This is a genomic window from Methylobacter tundripaludum SV96, from assembly GCF_000190755.2.
GTDB classification, from domain to species: domain Bacteria; phylum Pseudomonadota; class Gammaproteobacteria; order Methylococcales; family Methylomonadaceae; genus Methylobacter_A; species Methylobacter_A tundripaludum.
Map to the genome: position 1 here is coordinate 2,204,286 of NZ_JH109152.1, position 18,584 is coordinate 2,222,869.

The 18,584-nt window shown below is 52.0% G+C and carries 14 protein-coding genes; 5 read left to right on the plus strand and 9 right to left on the minus strand.

What is annotated here, in order from left to right; genetic code table 11:
• The first annotated feature begins 5 nt into the window (after positions 1–5).
• Together METTU_RS09925 and METTU_RS09935 are read left to right on the plus strand one after the other, a co-directional pair.
• Positions 6–3,317 carry a DUF2309 domain-containing protein gene (locus tag METTU_RS09925; protein ID WP_006891340.1) on the plus strand — a complete coding sequence of 1,104 codons (3,312 nt, stop codon included), beginning with the start codon at positions 6–8 and terminating at the stop codon, positions 3,315–3,317.
• Positions 3,318–3,561: 244 nt separating this feature from the next.
• Positions 3,562–4,650, plus strand: a complete 1,089-nt coding sequence (locus tag METTU_RS09935) for a proton-conducting transporter transmembrane domain-containing protein (protein ID WP_081466900.1) — start codon at positions 3,562–3,564, stop codon at positions 4,648–4,650.
• Here METTU_RS09935 and METTU_RS24425 read toward each other — a convergent pair.
• Entirely contained in the window at positions 4,647–5,027 is a 381-nt protein-coding gene (locus METTU_RS24425) for a transposase family protein (RefSeq protein ID WP_254257792.1), read from the minus strand. The two genes, METTU_RS09935 and METTU_RS24425, sit on opposite strands and share 4 nt — an antisense overlap.
• On the minus strand, positions 4,981–5,484 hold the full coding sequence (locus METTU_RS24430; RefSeq protein WP_050897696.1) for a transposase family protein: 504 nt from the start codon (positions 5,482–5,484) through the stop codon (positions 4,981–4,983). Before METTU_RS24430 ends, METTU_RS24425 begins: the two co-directional genes overlap by 47 nt.
• Positions 5,485–5,570: 86 nt before the next feature.
• Here METTU_RS24430 and METTU_RS09945 point away from each other — a divergent pair, with 86 nt between their 5' ends.
• The 3 genes from METTU_RS09945 to METTU_RS09955 are packed head-to-tail and all read left to right on the plus strand — an operon-like array spanning position 5,571 to position 9,277.
• On the plus strand, positions 5,571–6,098 hold the full coding sequence (locus METTU_RS09945) for a hypothetical protein (RefSeq protein WP_050897748.1): 528 nt from the start codon (positions 5,571–5,573) through the stop codon (positions 6,096–6,098).
• A gap of 7 nt (positions 6,099–6,105) precedes the next feature.
• A complete protein-coding gene (locus METTU_RS09950) occupies positions 6,106–7,755 on the plus strand; it encodes a complex I subunit 4 family protein (RefSeq protein ID WP_006891345.1) in 1,650 nt (549 codons plus the stop codon).
• Positions 7,748–9,277, plus strand: coding sequence for a complex I subunit 4 family protein (locus METTU_RS09955; protein WP_006891347.1), 1,530 nt, complete (start codon positions 7,748–7,750; stop codon positions 9,275–9,277). Before METTU_RS09950 ends, METTU_RS09955 begins: the two co-directional genes overlap by 8 nt.
• Before the next feature lie 363 nt (positions 9,278–9,640).
• Here the strand turns inward: METTU_RS09955 and METTU_RS09960 are convergent, their stop codons facing one another.
• From METTU_RS09960 to hemL, 7 genes are all read right to left on the minus strand, one after another.
• Positions 9,641–9,874 (minus strand): BrnA antitoxin family protein, encoded by a 234-nt coding sequence (locus METTU_RS09960; RefSeq protein ID WP_254257853.1) that lies wholly within the window; start codon positions 9,872–9,874, stop codon positions 9,641–9,643.
• A gap of 34 nt (positions 9,875–9,908) precedes the next feature.
• Positions 9,909–10,160: a BrnT family toxin gene (locus METTU_RS09965; protein ID WP_217182811.1), complete on the minus strand. Its 252-nt coding sequence runs from the start codon at positions 10,158–10,160 to the stop codon at positions 9,909–9,911.
• 113 nt (positions 10,161–10,273) lie between these two features.
• On the minus strand, positions 10,274–13,570 hold the full coding sequence (locus tag METTU_RS09970) for an SIR2 family protein (RefSeq protein ID WP_217182813.1): 3,297 nt from the start codon (positions 13,568–13,570) through the stop codon (positions 10,274–10,276).
• A gap of 462 nt (positions 13,571–14,032) precedes the next feature.
• Entirely contained in the window at positions 14,033–15,127 is a 1,095-nt protein-coding gene (locus METTU_RS09975; protein WP_006891354.1) for a 5-(carboxyamino)imidazole ribonucleotide synthase, read from the minus strand.
• A complete protein-coding gene (gene purE, locus METTU_RS09980) occupies positions 15,124–15,624 on the minus strand; it encodes a 5-(carboxyamino)imidazole ribonucleotide mutase (protein WP_006891356.1) in 501 nt (166 codons plus the stop codon). Before purE ends, METTU_RS09975 begins: the two co-directional genes overlap by 4 nt.
• Before the next feature lie 273 nt (positions 15,625–15,897).
• Complete coding sequence (locus METTU_RS09985; protein WP_006891358.1) at positions 15,898–17,220, minus strand: DNA recombination protein RmuC; 1,323 nt, start codon at positions 17,218–17,220, stop codon at positions 15,898–15,900.
• 35 nt (positions 17,221–17,255) lie between these two features.
• Positions 17,256–18,536 carry a glutamate-1-semialdehyde 2,1-aminomutase gene (gene hemL, locus METTU_RS09990; protein ID WP_006891359.1) on the minus strand — a complete coding sequence of 427 codons (1,281 nt, stop codon included), beginning with the start codon at positions 18,534–18,536 and terminating at the stop codon, positions 17,256–17,258.
• Positions 18,537–18,584: the final 48 nt, after the last annotated feature.

Consider the following 18,584-nt stretch of genomic DNA (forward strand, 5'->3'; position numbering starts at 1 on the left):
TAACGATGCAAGACAGTCCTTTAAAATTGCGCGAGCAGATTACCACTGCGCTGAACCATCTGGACCACGTCCTGCCCGGGCAGGCGCCGATCCTCGATTTTGTGCATCACAATACCTTGCATGGCTTTCAGCACCTGCCGTTTGACGAGGCCTTGGCTGAATTCGAAGCCTTGACCGGTATTTGCTGCTATCTTCCCGACGCGCGAAACCGGGATTTTTACCGGCAGGGGCGCATTGATGATAGCGACCTGTCCGCCGCCTTTGCACAGTACCCGAACTTGCAGACGGAGCAAATCGTTTGCGCCTTAAAAGACAAGGCCATCACCCGGCAGGCTATTTACCGCATTGCGCTGTTATTCGATTTGCAGGCGGTTAGCGTCAGCCAGTTGAACTGGCAAATAGAAGAATTGGCTGCGCTGGATGCGGTGCAAGCCGACGTACCTGAGCGGATTCGCCAGCGTTTGCTTGCCGACGACAGTCATGCGATCCGGCACTTATGGGAAAGTATTTTAATCAAGCTCGGGCTGGAGCAGGCGGCTTTGCACCCGGAAAATATGCTGGATTTGTCGCTGGAACAAGCCGAAAACTGGCTGGCGCAAGTTCAGCAAAATATCAATGCGGGAGCGACTTCAGTCGCGACTGAAGTCGCTCCCGCAACACACCAGCAAATGCGGCAACAGGCAGGCGCGGCGCTGGATGAACTGCTGGCTCAAGTCGGCGGCAACATCAGCTTGCGGGGGTTTATTCTGGCATTGAGCGGCATAGACATTCTCGATGCCATCCGGTCGCAGCTGATACGCTTTTGCGCATCAGGGCTGGATGAAGGCGTGGCGGCATGGCAGTTGCCTGAACGCAGTCGCTTAGGACTTTATGCGGCCTGGCGGGCAACGGCGCAGTATGACGCAAATCCTTTTTTGCATGAGTTAAGCGACTGGCAACAAATTATCGCCGAATTGCCCGAAGACCCGGTCGATACCATCATCCTGCAATTGAGTCACCTGGAAATACCGAAAGCGCACTGGGATGGTTATCTGCGTCGACTGGCGCTGGAAATACCCGGCTGGTCGGGCCTGATCAACTGGCGGCAGCATCACCTCAACTATCAGACCTCCAATGATGCAGCACCAACGCTGGCCGATTATCTGGCCATACGCCTGACCTTGGATCGGCTGTGGCTGAACCAGGTTTGCCGCGACACCTGGAAAATCGAAGCCAAGCTCAGCTCAATCCGCAGCTATTTCACTAAGAACCTGTCGGAATTTATGGTGCGCAGTCGCTTGTATCAGGGCGACTTGCCGGAATATCTGACCCACCGGGCGGAATCGCTGACCTTGCATGCCGGTTCCGAGCGTTACGACCGCACCGACTGGCAGCAACTTGCCGACCTGATTTGGACCTGGCAGTGCTGTCCGATGTCGGACAAACAGCCCGTAGTCGCTCATGTGCCGTATAACAGCGGCTGGCGTTTGTTTCGGTTATGCCAGCATCTGGGGATTAACGCCGCAGGCCTGCAACAACTGGATACAAAAGATCTGCAAGCCATGTTGGCCGTGCTGGATGAATTCACCCCGACCGAACGCAGTAAAGTCTGGCTGACGGCTTACGAACATCATTACCGAGAGAACTTTTTCCAGGCAGTGCGCGCCAATCATCATCGCGGTCGCTGGGCCGGACGCGGGCAACGTCCCGATTCGCAGATCATCTTCTGCATGGACGACCGTGAAGAAGGTTTTCGCCGCCATCTTGAAGAGCTCAATCCCGCAGTTGAAACTTTGGGCGCAGCCGGGTTTTTCGGCGTTGCGATGAATTACAAGGGGCTGGACGACAGCAAGGTAACACCGCTGTGTCCGGTGGTGGTAACGCCGGCGCATGAAGTGCGGGAAGTGCCCCGGCCCGGCAACGACTCGGCATTGCTCAAGCACAACCGTGGCCTTAAGCTGAGCCGGTGGTTTGCCAATCAGCTGCATCAGGGCTTGCGGCGCAGCCTGTTGTTATCGCATCCGGTTATCGATGCGCTTGCGCCGATTACCTTCGCCGGATTATTGGCTAAAGCCCTGTTTCCCAAACCGCAACAACGACTGGTTTCCGGCATAGCCCGGCGGGTCTCGCCCGAGGTTAAAACGCAACTGTTGTTTACCTCTACGGATGAAGCTTCCACGCCGGAGCGTCCAAAATTGGGTTTTAACGATAGCGAGCAGGCCGACCGGGTTGCAGGCTTTTTGCGCAATACCGGCCTGACCTATGGCTTCTCTGAATTGGTTGTCTTAATGGGACACGGTTCTATCAGCCAGAATAACCCGCATTTGGCGGCTTACGATTGCGGCGCCTGCAGCGGTCGGCACGGCGGGCCGAATGCCAGGGTGTTTGCGGCTATGGCTAATCGCCCTGAAATACGCGAGCTGTTGGCGGAACGCGGCATCACTATTCCGTCCGATACCTGGTTTCTCGGCGCCGAGCACAACACCTGCAATGAACAAATCAACTGGTACGATCTCGACCAGCTGCCGGCCGAACGTCTGGCCGGATTAAAGAAACTACAGCAGGAATTGCGGCATGCCCAACAGATGTCGGCGCACGAGCGCTGCCGGAGGCTGGCATCGGCTCCGCGCAACCCGACACCCGAACAGGCTTTGGTTCATATAGAGGAACGCGCCGTCGATTTTTCCCAGGCGCGACCTGAACTCGGTCATGCCACAAATGCTTCGGCGGTAGTCGGTCGTCGTTCTTTAACACAAGGCGCATTTTTCGATCGTCGGGTGTTTTTGATTTCCTACGATCCGACTCAAGACCCCGACGGCAAAGTGCTGGAAGGTATTTTGCTGGCGGTGGCCCCGGTTGGTGCGGGTATTAACCTGGAATATTATTTTTCCACCGTTAATAACGAACGCTTCGGCTGCGGCTCTAAAGTGCCGCATAACGTCACCGGTTTTTTTGGTGTCATGGAAGGGGCGAGCAGCGATTTACGCACCGGCCTGCCTCAGCAAATGGTTGAAATACACGAGCCGATGCGCTTGCAGATGATGGTTGAGGCCAAAACTGCGGTGTTGGAACAAATTTATCATCGTCAGGCAAGCATACGGGAGCTGGTCGCCGGTGGCTGGGTGCATCTAAGCGCTAAAGACCCCGACAGCGCCGAGATTTTCTCATTTCAGCCCGGCACGGGTTTTGTGCTTTGGCAAGCCGAGACAAAAGACCTGCCGGTTCGGGATAATTCACCGGATTGTTACAGGGATCAAACGCTGCCGGTAGCGCCGGTGTTGATCAAACAACCGCTTCGACAGGCTGAGGACAGGCCTGAACAGTTTGGAGTTGCGTAATGGATGCATTAGACGTAGGCCGGAATAAGCCGGTTCGAGTGACAGCGAGAACTGGCGTTTCCGGCAAATACCCCCCGAACTCGCCGGAAACGCCACCTCACGCTACGCGCTTGGATGGCCTTATTCCGGCCTACATCCGAGTCCGCCATTCCAGCGTCCATATCGAAATGACGCTCTTCGATAGACTTGTGTATAAAGACGAGAGCAGGAGCTTGGGAACCCGTGTAATGTTTGGAGTTGTGTAATGGACGCATTAGTCGTTTTAATCCCCTTAATGCCATTGATCGCCGCTTCGGCTATCGGCATGGGGCATCTGTTTGGCGTCATCAGCGGTGAGGCCGATGAAAGCATAACGGCAGATATAGCAAACTGGACGATTAGCATGTCCAGCCTGCTGGCCTTGACTTTGCTGGGCATCGATTTATGGGGTAAAAATACCGGCTTCTACACTATAGGACACTGGCTGAACAGCGATACGCTGGACATACAGATAAATTTTATTTCCGGCGGTTTTAATGTCCGTTTGGCGGCACTGTTTTCAATATTGTTAACCATAGTTACCCACTTTTCAGTTAACTACATGCATCGGGAAGCGGGTTATCACCGGTTCTTTTTTATTCTGAGCCTGTTTTCTTCGGCAATACTGTTGCTGGTGTTGTCGGGCAATGCGGTCGGCACTTTTATCGGCTGGGAAGTTGCAGGCGTATGTTCTTATTTTTTGATCGCCTACGCTTATGACCGCCCTGTTGCAGTCGCTAATGCGACGCGCGTTTTTGTTACCAATCGTATCGGCGACGCCGCGTTTGTGTTGGGCGCGGGCTTAAGCTACGCCTGGCTTGATAGCGTTAATTGGAGCAATATCAATGCCGCATCGGAACAGCTCACCCCCGGTGAAGCGACCGCAATTGCGCTGTGTTTTGCGGTAGCCGCCTTTGCCAAATCGGCGCAGCTGCCGTTCACGCCTTGGCTGGCCCGGGCAATGGAAGGGCCTACGCCATCAAGCGCGGTATTTTACGGTGCGGTCATGGTACATGCCGGGGTTTATCTGGTCATTTTGTTAAGGCCGATTTTTGAACATGCGCCGTTGGCCATGGCTGTGGTCGCTATCGTGGGCTTGATGACTGCGGTTTACGGTTTTGTGGTTGGACTGACCCAGACCGATGTTAAAAGCTCGTTGATTTTTGCGACATCAGGCCAATTGGGTTTGATGTTTCTGGAATGCGGTTTGGGGCTTTGGCAGCTGGCCGGCTGGCATCTTTGCGCTCATGCGGTAGTTCGCGGTTATCAATTCCTGACTGCGCCGTCGCTGATGCATAATAGACATCTTTCCTAAATACCGTCGTAGCGCAAGTTAACAAGAGCTGCCACTAAACGCCATGTTAGCGAGTAATTTTTGTGCTTGCCCCGATAAACATCTTTGACAATCCTGAAAACCTTGCATCGACGATTGACATGCTCAATGTAGATGCGTCGTTTTGCTAGCGCCTTATTATGAGCTTTGTCTTCTGCCGATAAGGGCTGGCCTTTTTTCTTTTTAACCGGCAGGGTCGAATTCTGATGGTGTTTGTGTATCCCTTGATATCCAGAATCTGCTAATAACAAGGCACCGGAATGTAACAATAAGCGGTTGTTTTTAAAGACCAAAAAATCATGCTGTTGACCTTTACCCATTACCACGGAGAGAATGGTCAGCGTCAATACGCAGATCACGAGCTGGGCCTTGATCGTGTGGCGTTTTTTTTCCTGAGTAGTAGGCTTTCTGATTTTTGACAGGGCGCTCGATGGGTTGCTCAGAAACATCAATGGCTAAAGTGGTCGTGGAATCCTCCAGCAACGTTTTACGGTTGGGGAGTTTTTCGACCTTGGCTATCATCCTCGCGGTGCGGGTATAAATCTTATGACAGTAAGATTCGCTGATATCAAAGATCGCCCCCAAGTTTATCAGGGTCGGATAATGGCGAAGGTAATAGAGGGTCAATAGCAATCGGTCTTCTAAGACTAACTTGGTGTCTTTCCGTCCGCGCATTGTCAGTGGGTTGAGGGCTTTTTGTGTGGCAATATAAGCTGTTAATTTGTCGTTAAGGACATGGAAATCTTCTTTTGATAAGCCGACAGTCCGCATGAATTCTTCGGGGTTGTCTGTGGGTAATTGGGCATAAGGTTTCATGGCTATCCGTGTTTTCAGCGGTCGGGCCGCTATTATAACCCTGGCAAGATTAGTCCTATACCGACTATTTAGGAAAGATGTCTAATATGCCGAGTCATTATATAGAGAGCTCGCGGCGCAAAGCGCCTGACCACGATCACAGCCGTCGCCTGCGTCGTGTCGGCGATGTCCCTGCCTGGGTTTATGTCGCTTCTCTACAGCGCTTCTGGTTGGACCAGATTACCGACTGGGCGCTGGTCAAACCGGTGCGCGGCTTGGCGCATGACCTGAGTTATTTCGACGATCATATCGTTGACCGAATCATGGGAGCTCCTGCCCCGGCCATCCGGACCATATCGTCACTGGCGCAACTGGAAGAACAGATGGTTGGCGCTCAACTGGATAATGACTCCGATAACTTTGCCCAAGGCAGCGGCTTGGCAGGAAAACTTACCGAATGGATGGCGTCCGTCCTGCACTGGTTCGAGGACCGCTTTGTATTGCGCGGCATCGGCAAAAATTCAATCAATTACGGTCGAGAGCTTGGGCATATCGCCAACAAGTTTGAACAATCCGTGCTCAGACCCCGCTATCTGGTGTTGTTTGTGTTTATAACATTGTTAGTTGCATTTTGAGGCTCTGATGGATATTACTGTTACTCCCTGGTCGGCATCGGCGGCCTTCCCGCTGCTCACTACGCTAACGCTGGTTCCGCTGGCGGCCATGATCGCTATCCTGTTTTCGCGGTCATCGACTGTTGCACTGCGTTTCGGCTTCGCCGGAGCGTCGTTGACGCTATTGCTTAGCGTCTATTTGCTGACTGTTTTCGATTCTGCCACGCCCGGTATTCATCTGGTTGAACATGTGCATTTTGCAGGACTCAGTTACCGTGTCGGCGTCGATGGAACGAATATTTTATTTATCCCGCTGACCGCCGTTTTAACCTTGCTGGCTTTGATCTATACCTTGATCACCCGGCATGTGACCGACCGGCTGTTTATTGCCTGTCTGTTGGGTTATGAAACGGTATTGATCGGCGCATTTGCCGCGCTGAATGTGATGCAGTTCTGGCTATGGTGCGTGCTGGAATTGATTCCTGTGGCGCTGTTGACCATTCATGCCGGAACCGGGCAAAACCGGCGCTGGGTCGTCGTGCGATTACTGCAATATTGGGTCAGCGGTTTGCTGATGACCTTGGCCGGTTTTTTGTTGCTGGCCTTCGGCTTGATCGATGCCGAACATGCGCTGACTTTCGACTGGCTGACGCTTAAACAGAATAATGCCTATCTGCACGATGAGGTGTTGATTTTTATTCTGCTGTTCTTCGGCTTTGCGATCCGCATGCCGTTATTTCCGTTTCACGGCTGGTTGCCGGTGTTGGCGGAACAAGGCACGGTCGCCAGCGCCGTCATTTTTTTGGTGGGCTTGAAACTGGGCATTTATGCGGTCATTCGTTTCATTTTGCCGATGGTGCCCGGCGTTGCCGAACAATGGGCCGGGTTTGTGGTGACACTGGGTTTGATCAGCATTTTTTACGGCGCGTTGCTGGCGCTGATGCAAATTAACATTCGCCGGTTACTGGCTTTTGCGGTCATCAGTCAAACCGGAATGCTGGTTATCGGCACCTTCTGTTTTAACGAGAACGGCCTGGAAGGCAGCCTGCTGCTGTCAGTGGCATACGGTCTGGCGATGGCGGGCATGCTGTTCAGCGTCGGCCTGATTTATGAGCGCTGCCGAACCGCTTATCTGCCGCGTCTGGGCGGGTTGTTCGATACCAACGGCACGTTGGCATTGCTGTTCCTGATTTCCGCGCTGAGCACCATGGTGATGCCCGGCACGCCGGGATTCGACGCGGCGCATTTGCTGGTTGAAGGGATTATCGAGGAAGACGGCTGGCTGCTTGCCATCGCTATTTTGGTCGGCAACGTGATGTCCGCCGCTTTCCTGTTATGGGCGTTCCAACGGATTTTCATGGCGAATCCCAAGCGTGCCAAACAACCGTATAATTGCGCGCACCACCCGGTTTGGAAGGAGCGTTTTATTACCGTGGTGATTTGCCTGTTGCTGATCGGCACCGGTTTTTACACGACGCCGTGGCTGAATTTTATAGATCAGGATGCGGCCGCTATCGGCAAGCAATTTCCGATGCACGGCGCACAAATCCCCCTTAATCCCCCTTTTTCAAAGGGGGAGGCCAGTCAGCCTTGCACTACCGATCTCAGTTCCCCCCTTTGCAAAAGGGGGGCTAGGGGGGATTCCAACACCGACACCAAGGACGACCAACATGAGTAATGCCAGTTTTCCCGTTTTAAGCCTGATTATTTTACTGCCTTTATTGGGCGCGTTTGCGGTAGCCGTTACTGGTAATATCCGTCTGGCCAAGAACATTGCGCTGTTGTTTGCTGCGCTGGAATTAATCGCAACAGGGTGTGTGCTGCAGTTGTTTAATGCCGACCTAGCCGATTTTCAACTGGTCGAACACTACGCCTGGATACCCAGCCTGAATATCGAATACCTGATTGGCGTGGACGGCATTTCAGTGTTGTTTTTGCCGATGTCCGCACTGTTGACCTTAATGGCGATCGTCGCTTCATGGAACTCGGTGCAACACCTGACCCGTTTCCATTTTGGCTTGTTGCTGGCCTTGGAAGGCATCACCATCGGTGTGTTTCTGGCGCTGGATATGGCGCTGTTCTTTTTGTTTTGGGAGCTGACCCTGCCGCCGATTTTCTTCTTGATCGGCTTATGGGGCATCGGTTCGGGGCGGCGTGGCGCGGCGATAAAATACACGCTGTTCATGTTGTTTGGCGGCGTGCCGTTACTGTTTGCGATAATCATACTGGCAGTCAATCACGCCACCGCAGTCGGCGGCAGTATCCCGCAAGATATGGCTTTCAGCCTGCCGGTATTATTGGCAACGGCATTGCCGGATAATCTGCAAGCGTTGGTGTTTTTATTATTACTGCTCGGCTTTTCCGTTAAAGCGCCGCTGGTGCCGTTTCATACCTGGCTGCCCACCGTCGCCATGGAAGGTCCGACGCAGTTAACCGCCGTATTGACCGGCTTGAAACTAGGCGCTTTCGGCATCATCCGTTTTGCGATGCCGCTGGCGCCGTCCGCCGCCGTTCAATACAGCTGGGTGCTGGGCATACTCGGCGCGATCACGCTGGTGTATAGCGCGTTGATTGCGTTGCAGCAAACCAATCTGCGCCGCTTGCTGGCTTATGCCAGCGTCAGCCATGTCGGCTTGGTCATCGTCGGTATTGCGTCGTTGAATATGCAGGGCATACAGGGGGCGATATTTCAATTGCTGAACTTCACGATGGTTGCCGGGTCCCTGATGCTGGTGGCCGGATTTATCCAGCATCGTTTGGGCAGTACCGAGGCTATCCATCTGGGCGGTCTGGCTAAAGTCATGCCGCGACTGACCTGTTTTTACTTTTTATTTGCGCTGGCCAGCATAGGATTGCCCGGAACCAGCGGTTTCCCTGCCGAATTATTGTTGATTGTCAGCACCATGCTGGCGCATCCCAGTATCAGCATCGCAGCCCTGGTCGGCGCGATACTCAGCGCCGCGTATATGCTGTCCTTTACCCGCCGCGCCTTCTTCGGTCCCGTCACCCAGGCCGGTGTCAAACAGGTGCAGGATTTGCGGCCACGCGAGCTGACGCTGCTGTGCGTATCGGCGCTGTTAATCTTGGGATTCGGTTTTTTCCCTAATGGCGTGCTGAAAACCAATCGGGCAACGGCGGAAGCCTGGTTGAGCCGGTTAATGGATCAGCCGGTAATGGCAAGCAATGCTGAGCAGGATTAAAAGAGATGCAGCACTCAGTCATTGTAAATATGAAGTAACTCTTCTGCTAAGCAGCATCCGCAGATCGCAGGTAGATAGCCACCTCTCCTGATGGAGAGGGCTGGGGTGAGGAGAAATTGAATCAACAAGCTACCTTGGTTTAGCTGTAGTGGTTCAAACCTAATCTGACAGACACTTCTAAAAATCAGTAACTGTCAGATTAGGTTTGAACCGCTACACTTCATAGCTGCATGGATACTGGAAAGCGGCTAAATGAAAAATAAAAAGGGATCAAGCCGTGCGTTGTGGATGTTTAAAATAAAAAATTGCCCATATACAATGTAAGGCACCTTCTTTTTTTCATTCTTTCACGGTCTCTTGGAATTACGCAACCTCACGCGCCGCCTCTTCAATAATACTATCAGGCACGCCAAGCTTTTTTAACGCCGCAATCAACTTGGCTTCCTTGCTCAAGGCAAACTGCGCTTCATCGCGGCGCAAACCCTCGCTAATGTACGACTTTAATAATGGCTGATAGCCGGAAAAGCCTTTGCAGGGTGCTATAACCTTCATGGATTCCACCACATCGACCGGGATGCGCAAAGTGATCGAAGTCATGGGGCGGTCTTTAGTTAAACGTTTTTTAACTGTGTCAGAAATCATAAGCATTGCGCTCCGTTAGCGTGGCCTTGCGGGCCGAAATAAGCCGGATAAACTCACCTTCAACCTCAATATGCACAACAAACAGCAATCGGCCTTTTTCATCGTAGCCGATAACCGCATCTCGTGATTCATGGTTGCGGCCTGCATCAACCAGTTTCAAAAACGGGTCGAAGAAAGCTTCGGCAGCTTGGTCGAACGTAATCCCGTCATGTTTGATTGCGTTCGCCAGCTTTGCGGGCATTCCAAACAAAGCTGACGCCGTTTTTCTCGTAGTGAATATCCATATGAGCAAGATTAATATAATGTATTGGCTTTGTAAATACAAATAGTGGGCGGTTCGCTTGATTTACCGCATTATGATTTCTTTTTCTTGCGTGGTGGCTTTTCTGAGGCGAGATATTTTCTGCCTGCTACACCCATCTGTCTCAGTGAGTTCTCAATACTCAAGTCTCGATTTTCGCTGTTTCCGAAGACGTGGGCGGCATTTTCTTTAAGTGTAGCTAATCGACTGGCGAGTTCATCTTCAGTCCACACATTTTTTGCATAAAAGGCAATTACGGTGCAAGCTCCCAGCAGGAAATCTGAATCAATTCCCTCATGTTTTGCTTCCGTTAATTGGTGGACTTGGTGGATTTGCTGTACCTGAGTGTCCGATAATACTGGTTCCCATGTTTGCCGTGAAAGACCTGCAAATGTACAGAAAACAGCTGATAACGGTTCCAATGCCCTGTCACCATTGCTACTCAACCACAGCATAAGCAGATGATCTAATGTTGTCGAGGAGGGTGAGGGTCGCAAGCTTTGTTTTCGATTGAGGAGGATAACTGCAAAAGCAACCGCTGCCGCAGTCCAGATAGTTGGGTCGTTGTGAAAAAGCAGGCTTTCCACTTTATCTAACGGCATCCATTCCGCACTAAACTGATTGTCATGGCTTTTTCGTGCTATCCCAGAGCATGCAAATAGCCCTCGGACTATTTCTTCCTTAATCTGGCTAGCGAGAAGTCTCTGTAGTTCGGCTTGTCCTTCGATGCTAAGCCAATAGCCCGGTGGTTGTCGATAGAGCATGAAATTTCCGTAGGAGAAATAGATTTTTGTTTCGATTGGCCACTGCATGGGTTCATACAAAAGCCACATTTGATGCAGTAGCTCATCACCATAGGGGCCGCGGCAGAGTGCTTGCCAATCACCACCGGTCTGACATCCGCTTGAAAAAAGAGCAAGCAGTTGCAATGCCGCTGTGAGTGTTTTCGGCGTAGCTTCTGCTTCCTCCACTAAGCATTGCATGAGTCGTGCAACCGGGGCGGGTAATCGTGGAGGATAATCTAACCATTCCTTCTTACCGTTAAAATTTTTCCTTGCCTCCAGCTTACGGCGTAGCTTATTTCCTTCTGCTACCAGCTCTGCCATGAGTGGTTCCGCCTGTTTTCTGGCCAGCACTGCTGCCATGGGAATGACTTCCTTCCATTCCTCTGAGGTAAGGCAGGACGAAAGCGGTGTCAGCACATTATCGCTAGCACCATATTCCAGGTAATGTCCTTCGGCAGCCGCTACAGCTGCAAGGTACTCCTGAAAGGTAAGGTGGCGGAATTGATAAAACGGTACGGTGCGCCCTGCTTCCAATTGATGCCCTGCCTCAAGCAGTAGGCTGGAACGGAGTTCAACGCGTTTGAGAAATTCATACGGTGTATCTTTGGCATAGCGGCGGATTTGCGGTAATTTATCACGCGCCGCTTCCAACAATTCCAGCAGTTCCTTCTCTGTTGCCGTTTGCTTTCCAGCACGCATGAGCTGAAAAGCGACGCAGGCAAGCTGGGGTATAGCCTCCTTGAGGTTGAGCGCGTCATGACCTTTGATGTTCCAGGTATCGAGCAGTACTTCAACGGCACGTCCATAAAGGCTAACGCGATCTGGTGGTAATCGTCCTCCGGCACCATGTTTAACCACCAACAGCATCGTCAGTAGCAAAGGATTTTCTGCAAGGCGGCGCAGTGAACCGTTGTGTAGAAGGCGCTGTGCTAACTCATGACCCTCAATCTTGGCTTCCGGAGAGTCCCCTATCATGAGGGTCTGCCAGTGATTACAGAGTGCGGTGATTGCCTCTTCATCTAAAGGCGCAACATTCCATCGCTCACAAAAACGTGAAAGGCAGGGTGCCACAAGATTGAATCCTGCCTCACGACTGGTAACGATGAGGCGGGTGTTCTTGTATTCGTCAAGGAAAGCCTCAAGATGATCTACAAAAATACTACGGCTTGCATCATCGTGGATTTCATCAAGACCATCGACTAAAAGGAGGACGCGACCTTTCTTAAACAACGGAATAAGGGCGCTGTCGAGACCTTTTAAAGCAATCTGTCCGGTGATGTCAGCAATATTGCGAAGAAGTGTAAGGATGGGCAACTGGATATGCTCACGCCATTCGCGGCAACGAATGAGAACAGGTAAAAGATCAAGCTTCGGCAACTGATCTTCGCTGGCTTGTTGGCGGTAGGGATCAGCATAAGCCACAGCGAGGCGTTTTAGCAGCAGTGTTTTTCCTCCACCGGGCAGTGCTAACAGCGCTAATTGTTTGTGCTTGGCAAATATTTTACCGAAGGGCAGAGGATCTTTGTTTTTTTCCTGCCACTCTAGGAGTTTTTGTTCACTATCTGGATCGTTCGCGGGAATATCGGGTCTGCAGGGTAGCACCTTAAGCGGAACAAAGAGGCGTTCGAGGTCAAACTTACGTTGTGCTGTATCCATATCGGCACGCACCCCTTCAATGGTCATTTGTCCACAGTCCCTCAATAAGAAGGCTCGATAATCGTTTATGAGGCATGAGTGTTCATCATTAACGCTAGCGGCTTTTGTTGTATTGCGCTTCTTTTTAGAAGGTGAAATGAGGGAAGGGAAGTGCATTAGCAGGAATGTCGAAAGGTTGTCATGGCTTTCGCCATAACTTATTGGTTCAACGAAACCATGCCATGCTGAATCGGCGTGTCGTGCTGCTACTTCGTCTTCACAAACCAAGGCGTAATGTTGATGCGCTCCGGTATTTATTTTCTCTCTCAACCATTTAATAAGCGCCGAGAAATTGGGATCGGCAAATGTATCGCCGCAACCGATAAAGAGCAGCTGCTTAAATGAGCTGAGGCTGCGCTGGATAAGATCACGCACATCGTGGTTACGGGTGGTCTCATAATCGCTAATGCCGAGTATGCAGGTAGAAGGAACATCCCATGAGCCGTGAAGGTGCAAAATACCAGCGCTTTCACGACGCATCCACGCTGTGACTTTGGTGGGTTCGCCAAAATTGATCGGAGGAAGTCCTGTTACGCGTTCTAACAGTGGGTCGTAATTTAGTGTGCAAAGGGGAATGCCTGCGGCATGGATGGCGCTTATTGCGCTCACCATTTCCTTATTTATCGGTTGGACATCTTTGAATACGTTTTCCAGCCAACGAGCATAGAGATTGCCCTGAGGTGCCTCAAGTTTGCGACCCATAAACTCCGCCGCACTAAGTAGATCATCAATATCGCTGGAATCGAGCTGAGCTTTCCAAGCCTCATCTTGTGCTAGGGTGATTTTCCCTTTCTTCACACCATGGGCAAAGCCATCCTCAATCAATCCCTTCCATGAGAGACTGGGAATTGTGCCATTTGTAAGAGCCATGCTTACGCCAGTACCAACAATCACAACGAGTTCGCCACGTCGGGCAGAGTCTGTGAGTCGAGCGATTGGCTCAGGGCTTGAACACTTCGGCAATGATGGGGATTTGCCAGACGCTTTAATTGATTTGCGGGGTGTATTCATGGGGGTGAGTGCGTTGTTATTATATGAAGGCTTTGGTTTTTGTCGAGGCCAAATAAACATAGCGCTCTAAGTGTAGGTGGTGAGAACACTGTCGGCGGAGTATAGCAACCAGCGAATGGCGGGGCAATTGATTACATCCTCGTATTGCCGAAGAGGGACGGGGTTTGTAACCCCGTCCCTGACCTTTCTGCGATGTCCGAGCTAAGCATAAGCAGATGCAATTAACCAGCACAAACGCTTCGAACGGGGTAACATGCCCCGTCCGGCTGTAAGCAATGTGTCTCGCCTTAAGCGAAAAGCCCTCGGGCATACTGCTAATATTTACGAATCATCAACCTGATCCGCCAACACGGTCAGCTTCTTGACCAACTCCGATAATTGCTCTTGGCTTTCCGCGCGTATCGTTGCATGAGCCACTTTCCGGCCTTTGCGCGGGGATTTGTCGTAAAGATGCAAATGCGCGTGGGGAATGGCTAATAGCTCTTCAGTCTTAGGCAGTCCGCCGATGAAATTGACCATGGCCGCATTGCCTACCGGCGCTGTTGAACCTAACGGCAAATCCAGAATCGCCCGCAAGTGATTTTCAAACTGGCTGGTTTCCGCGCCTTCAATCGTCCAATGGCCGGAGTTATGCACACGTGGCGCGAACTCGTTGGCAACCAGTTGGCCGTCTACTTCGAACAGTTCCAAGGCCAGTACGCCGACGTAATCCAACGCTTCCAGCAAGCGGGAAATATAGCTTTCGGCCTGTTGTTGCATCGGGTCATTGGTGCGGCATTCGGAAACGCGCAGGATGCCGCCGCGATGCAGGTTTTCCGATAACGGGTAGAAAACAACTTCCCCTGAAACGCTGCGCACGGCGATAATGGACACTTCGCGGTTAAACGGAACGAAGGCTTCGACGACAGCCGGTACGCCTTGCAACAATTCCCAGGCCGGTTTTAAATCGTCCGGCGATTTGAGCAGCGATTGGCCTTTACCGTCGTAGCCTTGGGTGCAGCTTTTTAAAATAGCGGGATAGCCGAGGGTGATCATGGCTTGTTCCAGGCTTTCGAAGCTGTCTACGGCCGCATAATCCGGCGTAGGGATGCCGAGTCCAAAGAAAAAGCTTTTTTCGACTAATCGATCCTGGGCAACGGCCAGGGCTTTGGGTGATGGATGCACTTGGGTGTGAGAGGCCAGAAACTCTGCGACCTCAGCCGGAACGTTCTCGAATTCGTAAGTGACCACATCGGCGCGTTCCGCCAGTTGCGCCAGCAGTGCCGGATCGTTGTAGTCGCCGATCAAAGGTTCGCCCAGCTTGTTGGCACAGGCATCGGCGGAGGGATCGAGAAAAATAAAGTCCAGCCCCAAAGGTATGCCTGCCAATGCGATCATTCTGGCAAGCTGGCCTGCGCCCAATACACCAACTATCATAAATCGTCCTCTGCTCGTGGGTCCGAGTGTGCAAGTACCGATTCGGTTTGCTCACTCCTGAAATTTTGTAATGCGTCCTTATACTGGACATGTTTGTTACTGATGATGGCCGCGGCCAGCAAGGCTGCGTTGATTGCTCCCGCCTTGCCTATCGCCAAGGTGCCGACCGGAATACCGGCAGGCATTTGTACGATGGACAGCAGGGAATCCATACCGTTTAGCGCTTTGGACTGCACCGGTACGCCCAGCACAGGCACCGCTGTTTTAGCTGCCGTCATGCCGGGCAAATGCGCCGCGCCGCCTGCCCCAGCAATGATCACTTCCAGACCTTTGCTTTCTGCCGTTTCGGCATAATGAAACAGTTTATCCGGTGTACGGTGCGCCGAGACCACTTCTACTTCGTGCGGAATGCCGAGTCGTTCCAGCGTTTCCGCTGCAAAGCGCATGGTTTCCCAGTCAGAGGTCGAGCCCATGATGATGCCAACCAGTGCGGTCATGTGTTACTCCTAATTAAGCAGGTAATCATAAATGTCTAATGAATTGTAGGTTGGGTTAGTCATGTAGGCCGGAATAAGTCTGTTTGAGCGGGAGCGAAAACAGGCGTTTCCGGCATATTGCATAACAAGCCGGAAACGCCTCTCTTGCGCTACGCTCGGGGAGGCCTTATTCCGGCCTACTGTTCTTATCAAAAAACCGGCCAACAAAACCGCGTAGTATCGCATAAATATTGGGGAAATGTTTCTTAAGATGCCGGTAAAAGCCGATATTTTCTAGCTTTCATCACTCTCGAGACCCGCTCGTTCGGTGATGCTTTTAGGAAAGGCCTTTTTGACTTTAACGCCCAGCTCAACAAAACTGCCGGCCTGGCGGATCAGGTTGCCGTTGCCTTGGGTTAATTTGTTCATTACGCCGTCATACGTGGTGTTGACGGTACTTAGCTGCTTGCCCAGTTTATCCAGGTCATCGACAAAGCCCCGTATTTTGTCGTAAACGATTCCGGCCTTATCGGCGATAGCGCGGGCATTTTCGTTTTGGCGTTCATAGCGCCAGATGTTTTCAATAGTGCGTAGCGTCGCCAGTAAGGTGGTCGGGGTGACCACGATGATCTTATGCTCGAAGGCATCGGTAAATAAGCGTTCGTCCGCCTGAAAAGCGGCTATGAAGGCCGCTTCAATCGGCATGAATAACAGTACGAAATCCAGTGACCTGAGGCCTTTCAAGCCGGAATAATCCTTGTTACTCAAACCCTTGATATGTTCCCGCACCGCTTCGGTATGCTGCCTTAATGCGGTGATGCGTTCCTGATCGTCTTCGGTTGAGCAATAGCGCTCATAAGCCAGCAAGGACACTTTGGAGTCGATCACCACATCCTTGTCCTCGGGCAGGCGGACGATCACATCCGGCTTGAACAGCCGGTTGTCCTCATCCCGGAATGCGCCCTGCGTTTCGTATTCGATGCCTTTACGCAGTCCCGATTTTTCCAGCACTGTTTCCAGGATCATTTCGCCCCAGTTGCCCTGGGTTTTCTTGTCGCCTTTCAAGGCGCGAGTCAGGTTAAGGGCTTCCTGGTTCATCTGCGCGGTATCTCGGCGCAACGAAACGATTTCCTCGCGCAGGGAAATGCGATCCTTGTTCTCGTTGTCGTAAACCGTTTCTATGCGCTGTTTGAACTCGCCCAGCTGTTCCCGTAACGGCGTGACGATATGATCCAGGCTGGTTTTATGGTGTTCGGTGAATTGCTTGCTGCGGTCGTCGAAAATCTTGCCTGCCAGATTTTCAAACTGGGTGTTCAGGCGCAGTTCCGCATCCAGCAGCAGCTTTAGTTTTTCCGCGGTATTTTTTGCCTGCTCATCCATGCGGGTCTGCAATTGCGCATTCTCGGTTTTGGTCTCGATAAACAGCTGCTGCAACTGCTTGAACTCTGTTTCGCGGTTTTGAAATTGCCTTAGTTTTTCTTCGGATACGGCAAGGTCGGTCGAAAGCTGACGGATCAGGTTTTTATCCTTGCCGCTCAACAAGCGCATTGAGAATGCGCCGATCAATAAGCCTATTAAGGCCAATACCAGCGGGGGAATGTTATTGATAAAACTCATGCTGATCCGGAGCTGATGTGCAAATGCAATTAAGGTTACAAGCGCTTGAAGATGGCTTCTGCAATATCCAGCGTTTTATCCAGGTCTTCATCACTGTGCGCGGCCGAAACAAAACCGGCTTCAAACGCTGAAGGCGCTAAATAAACACCCTGTTCCAGCATCGCATGGAAAAAACGTTTAAACAGGTTTTGGTCGCACTGCATGACTTGGGCGAAGCTGGTTACATGCTTTTCTGTACTAAAAAACAGTCCGAACATGCCGCCAACGCTGTTGGTGGTTATGGCGATACCAGTCTGAGCGGCGCGAGCTTTCAGGCCTGAAGTCAGTTTTTCGGTTTTTGCGGTTAACGCCTCGTAAAAACCGGGCCGGGCTATCAATTCCAGCGTTTTTAAACCGGCGGCCATCGCGACCGGGTTGCCGGACAGCGTACCGGCCTGATAAACCGGGCCGAGCGGCGCAAGACGCTCCATGATTTTGCGCGAGCCGCCGAATGCGCCGACCGGCATGCCGCCGCCGATGATTTTGCCCAGCGTGGTCAAATCCGGCTTAACATTATAGTATCCCTGCGCGCCGGTTAAGCCCACTCTAAAGCCGGTCATCACCTCATCAAAAATCAGCACACTATTATATTGGTCGCAAACTTCGCGCAAGCTTTCCAGAAAACCGGGCACAGGCGGAATGCAGTTCATGTTGCCGGCGACCGGCTCGACGATGATGCAGGCGATTTGCTCGCCGCATTCTGCAAACAGCGCTTTGACCGAGTCGCTGTCGTTGTAGGTCAGGGTGATGGTGTTTTCAGCGACCGAGGCCGGTACGCCGGGAGAGCTGGGCACGCCAAAGGTCAACGCGCCGGAACCGGCCTTGACCAATAAGGCATCGGAATGGCCGTGATAACAGCCTTCGAATTTAACGATTTTATCCCGGCCGGTGTAGCCTCTGGCCAAGCGAATGGCGCTCATGGTCGCCTCGGTGCCGGAACTGACCATTCTGACCATATCGATGGACGGCATCAGCTCGCAAACCCGTTTGGCCATCAGCGTTTCAATTTCGGTCGGCGCGCCAAAGCTCAGGCCTTTGTCGCATGCCTGCTTGACCGCTGCAATGACTTCCGGGTGGGCATGGCCCAAGATCATCGGCCCCCAGGAGCCGACGTAATCGATATAACTGTTGCCGGAACTGTCGTAAATATAAGCGCCCAGGGCATGATCGATAAAAACCGGTGTGCCGCCCACGCCGCTAAAGGATCGTACCGGCGAATTCACGCCGCCTGGAATTACAAGTTTTGCATCGGAAAATAACGCGGTTGCTTCAGTCATGGTTGTTTTTTATCGCCAAGGAGAGTGTGTATGCCGTAAGCTTGCCGG